This is a genomic window from Anabaena sp. UHCC 0399 (assembly GCF_034931465.1).
Lineage (GTDB): Bacteria > Cyanobacteriota > Cyanobacteriia > Cyanobacteriales > Nostocaceae > Trichormus > Trichormus minutissimus.
Genome location: NZ_JAYGGZ010000025.1, coordinates 54541 through 67985, shown reverse-complemented (window position 1 = coordinate 67985; position 13445 = coordinate 54541). Strand labels below are relative to the sequence as shown.

16 protein-coding genes are annotated in these 13445 nt (G+C 40.3%); 9 read left to right on the top strand and 7 right to left on the bottom strand.

The window, feature by feature from the left end:
* Positions 1-298 precede the first annotated feature (298 nt).
* Positions 299-1360: a DMT family transporter gene (locus VB693_RS15110; RefSeq protein WP_323266973.1), complete on the bottom strand. Its 1062-nt coding sequence runs from the start codon at positions 1358-1360 to the stop codon at positions 299-301.
* Positions 1361-1563: 203 nt separating this feature from the next.
* Here VB693_RS15110 and VB693_RS15105 point away from each other — a divergent pair, with 203 nt between their 5' ends.
* Both VB693_RS15105 and truB read left to right on the top strand, forming a co-directional pair.
* Complete coding sequence (locus VB693_RS15105) at positions 1564-1944, top strand: hypothetical protein (protein WP_190697877.1); 381 nt, start codon at positions 1564-1566, stop codon at positions 1942-1944.
* 258 nt (positions 1945-2202) lie between these two features.
* Positions 2203-3081, top strand: coding sequence for a tRNA pseudouridine(55) synthase TruB (truB, locus tag VB693_RS15100; protein WP_323266972.1), 879 nt, complete (start codon positions 2203-2205; stop codon positions 3079-3081).
* A 138-nt stretch (positions 3082-3219) separates the two neighbouring features.
* Here truB and VB693_RS15095 read toward each other — a convergent pair whose 3' ends face one another.
* Positions 3220-4239, bottom strand: coding sequence for a fatty acid desaturase (locus VB693_RS15095; protein ID WP_323266971.1), 1020 nt, complete (start codon positions 4237-4239; stop codon positions 3220-3222).
* 82 nt (positions 4240-4321) lie between these two features.
* On the opposite strand from VB693_RS15095, the gene VB693_RS15090 reads away from it, so the two are divergent.
* The 5 genes from VB693_RS15090 to VB693_RS15070 all read left to right on the top strand — a co-directional run bounded on the left by VB693_RS15090 (position 4322) and on the right by VB693_RS15070 (position 8225).
* Positions 4322-4693 (top strand): Lin0512 family protein, encoded by a 372-nt coding sequence (locus VB693_RS15090; RefSeq protein WP_190697866.1) that lies wholly within the window; start codon positions 4322-4324, stop codon positions 4691-4693.
* 12 nt (positions 4694-4705) lie between these two features.
* Positions 4706-5092 (top strand): nuclear transport factor 2 family protein, encoded by a 387-nt coding sequence (locus tag VB693_RS15085; RefSeq protein ID WP_323266970.1) that lies wholly within the window; start codon positions 4706-4708, stop codon positions 5090-5092.
* Positions 5093-5593: 501 nt separating this feature from the next.
* Positions 5594-5908, top strand: coding sequence for a hypothetical protein (locus VB693_RS15080; RefSeq protein ID WP_323266969.1), 315 nt, complete (start codon positions 5594-5596; stop codon positions 5906-5908).
* 217 nt (positions 5909-6125) lie between these two features.
* Positions 6126-7313: an AbrB family transcriptional regulator gene (locus tag VB693_RS15075; RefSeq protein ID WP_323266968.1), complete on the top strand. Its 1188-nt coding sequence runs from the start codon at positions 6126-6128 to the stop codon at positions 7311-7313.
* Positions 7314-7409: 96 nt separating this feature from the next.
* On the top strand, positions 7410-8225 hold the full coding sequence (locus tag VB693_RS15070) for a DUF1838 domain-containing protein (RefSeq protein WP_323266967.1): 816 nt from the start codon (positions 7410-7412) through the stop codon (positions 8223-8225).
* A gap of 91 nt (positions 8226-8316) precedes the next feature.
* Here the strand turns inward: VB693_RS15070 and VB693_RS15065 are convergent, their stop codons facing one another.
* From VB693_RS15065 to VB693_RS15055, 3 genes are all read right to left on the bottom strand, one after another.
* Complete coding sequence (locus tag VB693_RS15065) at positions 8317-8685, bottom strand: pentapeptide repeat-containing protein (RefSeq protein ID WP_323266966.1); 369 nt, start codon at positions 8683-8685, stop codon at positions 8317-8319.
* Positions 8675-8989 (bottom strand): hypothetical protein, encoded by a 315-nt coding sequence (locus tag VB693_RS15060; protein WP_323266965.1) that lies wholly within the window; start codon positions 8987-8989, stop codon positions 8675-8677. The genes VB693_RS15065 and VB693_RS15060 overlap by 11 nt, the downstream gene beginning before the upstream one ends.
* A gap of 175 nt (positions 8990-9164) precedes the next feature.
* Positions 9165-9719 carry a hypothetical protein gene (locus VB693_RS15055; RefSeq protein ID WP_190697840.1) on the bottom strand — a complete coding sequence of 185 codons (555 nt, stop codon included), beginning with the start codon at positions 9717-9719 and terminating at the stop codon, positions 9165-9167.
* Between the two features lie 153 nt (positions 9720-9872).
* On the opposite strand from VB693_RS15055, the gene VB693_RS15050 reads away from it, so the two are divergent.
* Entirely contained in the window at positions 9873-10853 is a 981-nt protein-coding gene (locus VB693_RS15050; RefSeq protein ID WP_323266964.1) for an endonuclease/exonuclease/phosphatase family protein, read from the top strand.
* Between the two features lie 224 nt (positions 10854-11077).
* Positions 11078-11470, top strand: coding sequence for a hypothetical protein (locus VB693_RS15045; protein ID WP_323266963.1), 393 nt, complete (start codon positions 11078-11080; stop codon positions 11468-11470).
* On the opposite strand, the gene VB693_RS15040 is transcribed toward VB693_RS15045, so the two are convergent.
* Complete coding sequence (locus VB693_RS15040; RefSeq protein ID WP_323266962.1) at positions 11460-12050, bottom strand: YdcF family protein; 591 nt, start codon at positions 12048-12050, stop codon at positions 11460-11462. The genes VB693_RS15045 and VB693_RS15040 overlap by 11 nt on opposite strands.
* 11 nt (positions 12051-12061) lie before the next feature.
* On the bottom strand, positions 12062-13090 hold the full coding sequence (locus tag VB693_RS15035; protein WP_323266961.1) for a VOC family protein: 1029 nt from the start codon (positions 13088-13090) through the stop codon (positions 12062-12064).
* Between the last annotated feature and the right edge of the window lie 355 nt (positions 13091-13445).

Sequence of the window (13445 nt, the reverse complement as noted above, 5' to 3'; positions counted from 1 at the left end):
TTTGTCTCCCCCTGCTCCCCCTGCTCCCCCTGCTCCCCCTGCTCCCCTACTATTTAGCGGTGGGAGCTATGACCCCTCACCCCAGTATTGAGTTGTTCAACGTAGAATAAAGAAAACGACCACAGTGATAACCGTGATCGTAGACGAATTAACTATACAAGCTAGATTGTACTACGAATAAACGTCTATTACTCTATCCCCCAAAAGGGGGTTTTTTTAGCCGCTCTCATAGGATATGAGATTCCCCATAAAAGTCAACCAGAAACCGGGAGAGATGTAGGTGTTGACAAAGTTAACCTCAGACTCCCTTAAATCCGGCATGATTTTCTAGCTCTTGTTCTGTGGCCGGGGAAATTTGTCTATCAACCATCACACGCCCAGAATTTTGCCGACGCAGACCAACTTGACTGAGGAATATACCAAATAATATTAAACTACCACCAACATAATGAGCTAATGTAGGGGCTTCACCGAGAATTAAATAAGCTGCCAATATACCTGCAATGGGAGTGAAAGAACTGGCTAATGAAGCTGTAGATACAGTCGTAACTCTCAAACCTTTAGTCCAAAATGATTGACCTAAAACGACAATTATTCCACCATAAATAAACATCCATTGCCATAAAAAAGGTGATAGCACATCCATAAAATGCTCACTACCATAAAGCACTATAGCAAAGATGAAAAATACGATAGTGCCTAAGGCAGTACGAAAGATACTATAAATCCCCAAGGGAATATGAGCAAGTTGTTGTTTACTAATAATAGTAGCAAAGGCTAAAAATATTGCTCCTGTGGCTGCTAAAAACTCCCCCACACCGATATTAAAACCTCCCATATCCATCATGACGTTACCCGTTTGAGGCTGAAGAATCACAGTTAAAATCACCCCAATAAAAGCTGCGATCGCGCCGACAATTTCCCAAATATTTACTCGTTCTTTCAACAGTAAAATAGATAACGCTAAACTCAAGGGAAGTTCTATCCGTCCTACCAAAATTACATTGTTAACATTAGTTAACGCCAGGGATTGAAAAATTAAGCCAGGGGCTAAAGCTCCTGATAAAATGGCAACAACTGTCAGGTTAAACCATTCTTTTTGAGTAAGTTTCTGCAAAGCTGTTTTATTCCACTGTCGCCCATAAATGAAGATCATCAATGTTAAGGCGCAGAGATTTCCGACAAATAAAACGTTACACAAGGAAATCGGGTTACGACCACCTAAGAAGTTTTCTGCACCAATTTCGGTCAATTTGCGAGTAATTGCACTTGATGCGCCAAAAATCAGAACTGCAAACCATAGATAAATTTGACCAGGAATTTGGTTTATGAAACTATTTTTTCTTCTCGGTTTGGTCACAGTTACACTACTCCCACTAAATACCATTAACTATTTTCAGCTTTTATGATGCACTTAAAACCATATTTTTATGAGAAAAAGCTGAGTAGCGACTGAATTTTACGGAGAAGTAAATTCAGGTAATTTCTAGTTGGCGTTCAGGCGGACTTCAGTAGTTGGTGAGATGCTGTAATCGCTGAGATCAACAAAAACTGGAGTTACAAATGAAACTTGCACCATCTTTACTGACAAGTGTGGCTTTAGCTGGTATGTTAACAGTCTTTGATATTCCACTACAAGCTATTAACCCTACTTGGGTTCAAGCATCAGCTGCGGAAATGAAAGATGCTACAGGTTTGACTGTACAGCAAAAAATTGACTTACTTATGAAAAATAAGGGTCAATTTGGTAGTGGTGATCAGTTGCGTCGCTTTTTCTTTGGCGACTTAGAACCAATCGGAGTTCAACCTGGTGGCGCAGGTATGGTAGTTAATCTTTACAATAAGGCTAATAATGTCACTATCTCTTATTGTGCAACTTATGATGTAGTGGTGGCGGTCAAAAAGGGTAAAATCAAGGCTTTTGCACCGGAAGAAGTTAAGTAATTATCAATACGGTTTAGATCAGATCATTCCCCAACATAAAAATTCGTAGAGATGTAGCAATGCTAAGTCTCTACGAATTTTGCGCTAGATATCTATAGTATTAATTATACCTAGCGGTTGACGGTACTCATGTCGCTGTAGCGATCGCCTGCTGCTACATTTTTCGGTGCTACCTCCCAACCTTATTAGCGTGAAAGGCGGAGGTTTGTCCAACTCACGTTAAAATTGTGGCTGATCGGCAAACTACCAAATTTCACAGTGCAAGGTTTTATTAATTTAAACAAGCCATTTGGCTGGACTTCTCATGATTGCGTGGCGCGGGTACGAAAATTATTAAAGCTCAAACGTGTAGGACACGCGGGAACTTTAGATCCAGCCGCTACTGGTGTGCTACCAATTGCAGTTGGTAAAGCAACAAGATTATTACAATATCTCCCCAGTGACAAAGCCTATAAAGCCACCATCCGTTTAGGGGTGAGAACTACAACAGATGATTTGCAAGGTGAAATCATCACTTCCCAACCCTGTGGAGAATTAGATTTAGCACAGATAAAAACTGCACTGGCAAAATTTACAGGCAAAATCGAGCAAATCCCACCAATTTACAGCGCAATTCAAGTAGAAGGGAAACGCCTGTACGATTTAGCGCGTCAAGGGGAAACAGTAGAAGTTCCCTCGCGGATAGTAGAAATCTATAGTACGGAAATTTTAGATTGGCGAGCCGGAGATTTTCCAGAATTGGATGTAGAAATAGCCTGTGGTGGGGGGACATATATTCGGGCGATCGCGCGTGATTTAGGTACAGTGTTAAATACTGGCGGAACTCTCGCCGCTTTAACTCGCACTCAAAGTAGTGGCTTTAATTTAGCAGCTAGTCTCACCTTCTCGGACTTAGAAACCCAACTACAAGTCGGGACATTTCAACCCATCTCCCCAGATGCAGTCTTACAACACTTACCATCTGTGACTTTACCCAATATTTCTGCACAAAAATGGTGTCAAGGACAGCGTATTTCCCTAAATCCAGAGATGGCTGGTAATGTGCGAGTTTACGAAACAGAAACCCGTTTTTTAGGTATTGGGGAATTACAAGCGGGTGTATTAATTCCCCAAATGGTATTTGAACCGATTGCGTGAAGTTTGTAGTAAGGACTTTAGTCCTTATTTTAGCTTGGGGTGTAGATGGGGAAGCCATCTCAGTGGAAGGGTTTACCAACTTGAAGCGCGTAGTGTTTGACGTAAGGAAATCCAACACCCTAATCTACTAATGATTGATCAAATTAGCATCATGCGATCGCCACAAATCTCAGATGTAGTAGCTTCACCAATCAAAGAAGGATGATGACTCAATTCAAAAGTTGACTGAATATAACCAGAATCTAATTGCATAGGGGGAAAATTATGTTTTACTAACACCCCTTGAACGCGCTCAAATGCTGCGGGGAGTTGATTAAAAGGAATCCCTGGAAAAGCATGATGCACTGCATGATAATTTAAACCACCCATTAACCATCCCAAGAGGGGAATAGTTCTCAAATTGCGAGAAGTATAAAGCTGGGTTAACTGATGATTGTTAAACTTCCCCCACAGTGCGTAGTGTTCCAAATGATCGCGTGTCTGCATGATGATGCCAATCACCCGTTCCATCATCACCCAAAATAAGATGTAGCGCAGCAACTCCCCATGCAAAATCACAATAGTCAGCAACACACTTTGTATAACCAGCATCCCTGAGACATCTAACATGAATTGGCGACGCATCCGCGAACTTAAATTCTGGAAGCGCACAGCCATCATAAAAGTTTTAATAATCAACCCAATTCCGCCGAGGAGGAAAATATCACAACTCCACTGATGGCGGACATACCATTGTAAAAGTGGGTGTGCTTGTTGGTATTCTTGCCAAGTCCATTGTACCCGTTCGGGATCTCTCAAATCGCTACCATTCCAACCATGATGCCAGGCGTGTAACTCTGCATAGAGACTATAAGGCCACAACATCGGCCAGCTAATCAATCGAGGTATGACCTTATCAAACCAAGTCCACCCCGTCAAAGTGCAATGACTCATATCATGGGTACAAATTAGCCAAAAAGAATAGGAAATTCCCGCTATGATTGTTGCACTCACAAACACAATATTGTTCTGCGTCAACCTAGCCAAAGCCACACAACTAAGAAATACCAAGCCAATGAGACTAAAACGCAGTAGTCCCACCCCAGGGTTAACTTGATGTAAGTCGGCGGTGGCTTGTTGTAACTCAGTAGAGATATTAGTGTGAGTGCGATCGCGCATAATAATTCGTAACTAGAAAATCATCAGATTGAAATACACTACTCCTATCTATAGTTAAAAGTGAAGATTTTGGGAGTTAACTGTGGCTCGTAAACGCTTAATTATTGAGATGGGGATGGGTGTAGATCAACATGGACAAGAACCGACTGTAGCCGCAGCAAGAGCTGTTCGTAATGCGATCGCCCACAATGCTTTACTGGGTGTATGGGAAGTTGCTGGTTTAAATGACCCGAATGAGATGATTGTGGAAGTCCAGGTAGCAGTACCTTATCCCGAACAAGTCAGAGAAGCCGAAGTCTTAGCTGTATTACCCTTTGGACGCAAAAGCCTGACTGTAGAATCTGGGGGTATGGTAGTACAAGGACGCGCTATTGCTTCTCTTAATGACAAAAATGACGAAATGTTAGTGGCGATCGCTGCCGTCACCGTTTTGGTAGAAACTATTGAAAAGTGATCAAACCAAATTATGTCAAACGAAATTATTGAAAAAGCCGTTGCTGCTTACTTTGCTAACATTGCAGCCATGAACCCAGAAGGTTGGGTTGATAACTTTGCTGAAGATGCTATAAGTCACGATCCGGTAGGTGAACCACCTACAAAAGTTCATGAAGGATATCGCGAATTTATCGGACAGTTGCAAGCTGTATTTGCACAATTAGAACCAACAACTGAACATATCTTCATTGCTAGCAACGAAGCAGCCGTCAAATGGACAATCACAGGAGTTAGCAAAAGTGGTAAATCAGTCAAATTTGAGGGAATTACTATTTTTGAAGTCAACGCCGAAGGTAAGATTCAAACCACTCGCGCTTATTGGAATCCAGCCCAAATAATAGCACAATTACGCTCTTGAGATTACCCATCCCCCAATTACTCATATAACAATCTCTTTTCCTTCTCCCCACTCACAACTCCCTATTTTCTAACTCCTGTTCTTCTTCATAGAACCACATTTCTGCTAACAAAGTGAAACCAAATAGCCAAACTATCCCAATAACGGTCAACCAAAATATTCCCATCATTTTGATCACCTCTAAAACTATTCTTAAGAAAAAAACTTAGACACTGCAAGAACTCATCACCCATGTTTCTTTGATTAACCGGGGTTGTCGGCTCTCAGAATAATTGAGGATGGCGATAAAATCATTTCAAATATATATTTGAATTATCCCTGGTAATTTGCTAAACCGTTGACATAATTAATAAAAATCAACGTCTCAAATTAATTCCATAGTTATGTTACTCATCATCTCCTAACCCATCGCAGTTACTGGTGCGCTAAAATAAGAGTATTGGAAGCAAAATCTCTGGTAGTAAATTCAAACTTCACACACCTTTTATTACTCCAGCGAATATGTCTTACGAGCATGAAGAATCACTTAAAGCAACACACTTTGCTGACTTAATCAGAACCGCACAATTAGTATTTGACCCTACATCTGGGGTTGCAGGTAGATACATCCAAGTTGATTGGCAAGAATTTGGTATTCCGGATGAAGTAGCGGAGAATTTACAATTACTTGGGCAAAAATATCGCTATGCCTCTCCTCATATTCCCGGTGATATTATTTGGGAACAATTGACACCAGTGACTAGAACATGGTTTCTCAACAATAAAGATGAATTATGGAAGTTTGAAGAAGCATTTCCGGCCTTAGACGAGGATTGAATCAGTGAACAGTTATCAGTTATCAACTAACTGATAATTGTTTAAATTTGGTCAATGTCTAAGTAGGGCTTGCTGCATAAACCTAACTATGTTGATTAATGTAAAATTATTGTGTTTGAGTTCGTAGTAAGGACTTTAGTCCTTCTTTTAGGACTAAAGTCCTTACTACGAACCTTTAATTATTTATATAGTTAAATTAATTTCAACCCGCGTATAGATGAATCAAAGTGTAAGTCCTGTTTCCACTCTAGAGGAAACCATTAATCAACAGATTGGAGTTGCCAAACCACAGCTAATAGGGAAACAACTCATAGTCCTTACCTTGGAAATGCTGTTGTCCTTTCCCCTAGCTGTAGCATTAACAAAGTTACACTTTGGCGGAATTTCGTGGATATTTGGCGGTATTGCTGCGGGTACAGTGATTTTGCAATGCTGTCGCATATTTTATCAGTATTCTCCCCGACCGAATCGGATGGCGAGAAAAGTTGGGATGGCGTTAGTAGGGCTGACAGTTGGTGCTACCAATGCTAATAGTGATTTAACTAGCCTAGCGGCTGGAATTCCTATATTTATGTTGTTGACCCTATTTTTACTGTTGTGTGGTGGCTGTATTGGCTATATCTACTCGCGCTTGAGTAAAACCAATCTTTTAACCGCAATGCTAGCTACAGTTCCTGGGGGTGTGGGGGTGATGTCAGCGATCGCAGCTGATTATGATAAAAATGTTACATTGGTAGCAATGGTGCAGGCTATTCGCGCCACCTCTGTAGTTTTACTGATTCCCTTCATTGCCAGAACAGCAGTTGGGAATAACTGGAATTTACCAACCCTATCAGCTAATAGTGCTTGGCTGAATTTTGATCTATCACAATTAGAATTATTAGCATTAGCATTGCCAATCACCGCCCTCATAGTTTATGTTGTTGCCATTTTCAACCTACCTGCGGGGGATTTTTTTGGTGCATTACTATTAGGACTCACATTTAATTCTGTGTTAGGTTGGTTGCCATTTGTCAGTGATATTAATTTCAACCCACCACAATTGATCAATATTATTGGTCAAACACTGCTGGGAATCACCATTGGCGAATATTGGGGAGAAAAACCCACCTTTGGCAAAAGAGCTATAGGTTACGCTTTAATGTCTGTAGTTATGACTTTAATTGCTGGTGCGATCGCGACTATACTAGCAATGGAATTAACCTCATGGGACTGGTTGACTTGTTTATTAGTCACCGCACCAGGGGGAGCAGCAGAAATGATCTTGGTTTCACTGGCATTAGATCATAATGTAGAAATTGTGACAACAGGTCATTTGGTGCGGCTCATCGCCATTAACAGTTCTTTACCCCTGTGGTTATTTTTATTTCGTCGCCTTGATAGTCAAAAGGGTGTAGGGGTTTAGAGGACAAGGGACAGGTGACAGGTGACAGGGGAGAGTAACTATTGACTAATTACGAATTACGAATTACGAATTACGAATTATTTAAGGATTTTATATATGGTTTTCCAAACTCAAGAATTAGATGCTCAATATTGGGTAAAAACTCGTTCTTCTCTTGACTCAACTGAATCAACTTTTCTTACCTGGACAGGCAAAATTTACGCTTTTATTCCTGGACAGAAAAGAAAACTGCTGTTTAAAATTTTGGGTTTGAGTGTGAGTAGGTGCATTCCACAAGAAGTAGGTAGCTGGGATTTTACTTCTAGGGAACTAACCTATTATTTAAATCCAGAAACAGAGGAAATTTTACGCAAATGGGAAAATCCCTGGACAGGTGAAATAGTCCCAGTAATTCATGTAGCAAATAATCCTGTACAGGGCTGTTTTAAAGGCAAATTTCCCGCCCAATTAGAAGGAGAAAACACAACTTTTGTGTTTGACATTTTCCCTACATATCCCAACCCTTTAGCTGACGATCCAAAATTAGCTGAATATAGCCCCTATGAAACTTATCAAGCCGCAGAATTATTTAAACTCACAGTACCAACCGCAGATTTATTTAACTCAGAATTAACTTCAGTTTCACAATTGCGGCTAAGTTGGGATAGGATTGGTCAATGGTTGCCTTGGATGAAAATGAGCGATCGCCCCGGTTATCTGATATATAGTGCATTTGGTAGTAAAGTCAAGGGTTTAACCGAATTGCCTCAGTTACTCCAAGATGAAATTAATCATCGCGTACCTTTATATAAGCAAGCTCCAAAAGCTCTGAATGATGGTGAAGATATGACATCTTGGTTATACTTCCAAAAGCACTTTTCAGCATATTTATCTGGCGAAATATTCCCACTACCCGCCGCCGAAGAATCTTGAATTAACTATGCCTGATGGGTGGTGAGGTTGCTGGAAAATGGATAAAAGTAGAGTGCTAGTTATCTAGTAAATAACCACATTTGTGGCTAAGTCAAAACTTCCGCATATTTCTACTAACAGGATCAAAACCTCTAGAAAAGCGGGTGGTTTCATCATAATAAGCACCAGTTAAATCTGCTCCATACAACTTAGTAAAATTAAGTTTAGCTCCCCGCAGATTGGCCTCATTTAGTTTGACTCCGCACAAATTTGCTCTAGTCAAGTTGGCATTGGCTAGATTTGCTCTGCTTAAGTCTGCTCCCCACATTTTTGCTCTAGCTAGGTTAGCACCAGTTAAATCTGCTCCCCATAAATTGATCCCAGGCAAATAGGCAGCAATTAACTTAACTTTAATTAAGTTGGCGGCGGAGAAATATCTCTCCCCTGCTTGATATCGCCGTTTGATTTCCTCAGCATCCATTTGTTGTATTTACCTTCTTCAATAAGAAAGAAGTTATCTGTTCCCATTCTTGGTTGATATCCCCGCTAAATGCTGGCTGACTACTGCGTTGATACCAGTAATGGGCATTATTCAAATCACCTTCTTTGCGGTGTAGGTAAGCATGAACCCAAGCACTATCTGCATCACGGGCATCCTGCACAATATCATGGGCTTGATTCCAATCACCTTGTTTGTCATGCCACAAGGCTTGCAGTGCTTTTGGTAGTGTTTGAGGACAGGGACGCTGTTTTGCCATCAATCGCAGAAATTCTTCTGTATTCACGATCGCTACTCCACAAATATCAAACCTCTATCTCCAAGATACTCTGCAAGTAACTGTTATGACAGTTGTGAATTATTACTTGAAACTCAAGAAACCCGGTTTTTTAAAACTGGGTTTCTGAAATTTTGTAACAATCTGAGGGTTATGTTAAAGTTGCTTAATACTTAACAGAAGTTTACCTTGTATTCTTCTGCTCTTGTCCCCCTTTAGGTAAAAGTTCAAATTCAAAATTACCGACGAGACGGTCATCAACATATACGTGTATTGTATGCTTACCTGGAGGATCACCGGGTGCGATCGTCCAAAAATTCTCAATCACACCATCCTTCGCTAACTGTGTGCGATTGGAAATAGCTTCAACTCCATCTGGTGATAATGTGAAGTTTTCACCGTTATCTGTAGCCCAGGTTTCTGGAGGCTTTGGTAATCGTATGACTTCCCGCCATCTGACTTCACCCTGAATATTTTGCAGTTGAATTCGCCAGCCGTATTTGTTACCTTCTGCTAGCGGTACTTTAGTTGAGGGAGTAAAGTTCAATATCCCTTCAGAGTCAATTTTAGCGATGCCAAACTCAGCTTTACGAACGTTAATTTGTTGTGCTTTGTTCGACTGGGACTGAGATGTTGACTGAGAAGGTGTCTTAGCATTGTTGGCGAAAACTGAGGGATGAAGAACCCCAGAGATTACCAAAGAAGAAGTGAGTACAACTGTCGCAGCCCAAATTCTCATGAGCAAAATTTTTAGGTTAGTTACTGGTACTTATTCAACTACTTTTTGCCACCTTCCGGTAGGGCTTTCATTGATTTAAATGATGGTATGCTAATCCGAAAAACAGGTAAGTGTGCTTGATGTTAATTGGTGATACTTACGTAAATTAATTTTATGTGGCAACGACTAACTTTAATTGTGGCGATCGCTACTTTATCTGTCTTAGGATTATTATCATTATTTACTTACATTGCCTGGTCTTGGCCGCTAGAATTAGTCACTCATTTCCGCTACCAGTATCTGATCATATCATTGCTAGTGAGTATTCTTTTATTTATTCTTTGGAGAATAAGATATATAAAGCACAAAATACTATTTTTCACTGCTGTATTATTGCTAGGACTAAATTTAGTTGAGGTGTTGCCTTGGTATCTATCCCATACTCAACAAGTAGCTGGTAATGCAGCTAAAACTATACGGATTTTATCTTTTAATATCAATACCCAAAATAATGAACACAATAAAATTGTCGATTTAGTAGCAGATAATCAACCTGATGTAGCATTATTGCTGGAAATTAATCAAACCTCTTTTGAAATAATTCAATCTCAATTAAAACCAAATTTGCCTTATGCTTTTAGAAGCTCTGGTGGTGGAATAGCTCTTTTTAGTCGGTTTCCTATTCAAGATGCGAGAGCAGATAATTTCAACAAAAAAGCCAAGCATAACCTAGTTGCAACTTTAGAAATAAATAAACGACCGATTACTTTTATAGGAACTCATCCACTCGTGCCTGTAAAGCCAGCCACTTTTCGCAGTCGTAATCTGCAATTAGCAGCAATAACGGAATATATTCAAGGATTAAATCAGCCATTGATTTTAGCCGGAGATTTTAATTTAACGCCGTGGTCGCCTTATTATCGGAAGTTTGTTAATAAAACTAAGTTACATAATACCCGCTTAGGTTTCGGGATTTTACCTAGCTGGCCTAGACCTGCAACTCATGTAAACTTCGCCCATTGGTTGATTCCACTGATGAATATTCCCATTGACCACTGTTTTGTTAGTAAACATTTCCAAGTTGCTAGAACTTATATTGGAGGTAATGCTAATTCTGACCATGCAGCTTTAATTACAGACTTGGTTTTACCGTAGGAAAAGCTTACAGATTTAATTTGTTTCAGAACCCCGATTTTTCAGATAAACTGGGGTTCTAGGCTCTCACCAATGATTTAGTATTGTGATTTAATTTATGCACAAAAATTAGAGCCGATTGAGTTTAGTTAACACCATAGACTTGTCGAAATATTTTTGCTAGAACTGTACTTGATACAAATTTGTAATTCGTCTTTTTAAATTCTAGATAACTGAGGTTTTTGATGAAATATTTTTATATAAGCTTAGTTTTAGTAATGGGTGCGATCGCAGTTAGCCAAACTGCCTATGCTAACCCAGAAAATTCCCTCGAAATCATCGGCGAACGTCATGAAGCTGCGGCTTTGTTGATAGAACCAGTCACCATCAATAGTCAGTGGAACAATCCCATTAACCAAACCAATAATCTTCAAGATACCGCCAGTTCTCTGACAGTGGTACAAGAAACAGGATGTAAAAACATCAACCCACTAGAATTTCTGGAAAATCCTGATGCTGTCTTAAAAAAATGTCAAGAATCAGCAAGTAAGCAAATTCCGCAACTTACTGAACCAGTAGATTATCTCAAAGTACCCCGCCTCGATTCTGGTTTGAAGCTAACGGTGACTAAATTTTAAATATCAGATAGACAAAATAAAAATAGGTTTCGCGCATTAAAAAAGGTATTTGGCTTTGCAAACTACGATAGCGGGTAGTAGGCGTAGGCGATGGATAAGCATCCATACCTAAATCTCGCGCCATCCATACAGCTCGTTTGAGATGCAAAGGGTCACTCACGATGAGACACTTAGTTAATTGGTGAAGAGATGCGATTTCCCCAGCATTGTTGAGGTTTTGGCGCGTTGTGCGCGACTGCGTTTCAGTGAGAATATCGGCTGTTTTTACCCCTTGCTGAATCGCATAGTTTTTACCGACTATAGCTTCGGCGGGTTCATCCTTGTCCCCAACACCACCAGTAAAAATCATCTGCTTCACATCGCCATTTTTATATAAGTTAACGGCGTGGTTAATGCGTTCTCGAAAGACTGGTGAAGGTTCTTCTCCCCAGACAGCTGCACCCAAGACAATTGCTGCATCTGCTTTGAGATTATGAGTATTATTTCCATACGAATAAATGCTCATGGCTGTAGATGAGATCGCCACTAGTAATGCAGACATTACAACCAGTAAAATTAAGACTAGCGATTTTTTCGGCATTTTCGACTTATTTAGCCTTCCACTAAATTCCAGAAGTACCCATCCGGCGCAATAAACGAGAAACTTTTCTCTCTAAACTCATTTTCGACAATACTAGTAAATTTTGGCACAGGACTAGCCTGGATGCGATCGCAATATGTTTCTATTCCCTGCACCCGGTAAGTATAGAGTGACATCCCCAAACTACCAGGTTGTGCTGCTTCAAACCTTGACTCTAAATTCATCGCGTTGGGAAACCGAATCACATACAACCTTCCACTCCGCGCCGCCATCATGTCAGACTTAGAGGAACGGGGATCATCAAAGGTAGTGACAATAAACTTTTCCCCTGGTTGTAAATCAAAAATATCTCTCCCCGCTAGAGAAGATTCATAGCTAGTTTCCACATCATCACGCACCCGCAGCAAACCCAAAACTTCTTCGTAAAATTTCAGGCTTTCCTTGCTATCATCCTGAACAATAATCCCCATGTGGGTAAACTGGCTAGTCCCAAAAGCGCATTCGTGGTTAATTTCACCGTAATTAGGGATGCTATAGCCAAACCTTTGAAACAAAACCTGTCGAGTCAATGGTTGCAATAACAACATTTCGCGCACCCCTACCACAGGATCGATAAAAGGACGATTTTTTTGCTCTTTTTGGTAAATTATTTCCCAGTAAGGAGGAGTATAGCGGATAGCCCGCCCGGCGGCTTTTGCTTCCTCTGCATGATTTAAAATGGTTAAAACATCACCAGTTAAACTAGTAGCCCAACGATTGCCCTTAATTTTCATTGAAGCTAACCCCAACCCTGGATTTGTGGGATTTTGCCACACCATCAACCTAATTAAACCATGATCTGCATTTTGGTGGTAAAGGCGAATCGAGCGTAAACCTGAATTTACCCCATACAATTGATCAGCTGCACTAGGAGATAGTTCACCCATTTGGCCGATACGATAGCCAAATTGTTCCCAGTATTGAATCGCAAAAATTGCATCGGGAACACCAATACAGACTTCATAGATACCTTCAATTGCAGTTTTTTGCCCCTGAGTCATGCCAATTTGAGATTGATGCTGGACTAATCTAGTCTACAAGAATAGCCCAAAAATATGGATGCAGTAGGGTATATTCAGCAAATTGTGCATAAATCTGGCATCCTGAAAAAGATTAGGTTGATTGCCCAAGGCGGGGAAATCCTCCTGGGAAGCTAAAGAGCTTCTTCCTTGGCTACAATCTCAGCAATCACCTGCCCTAGCCATTCGGAAAAATTCTTCTTAGCTCTCACATAACTGCTCCAAATCCTCTAGAAGCATAACGGAGATATGCTTAAATTTTGCTGAGAAAATTTTCATAATTTTCTAAACCAAAAATCAGCTTTATCGATGCAATTTCTTAGATGCTCATAATTTA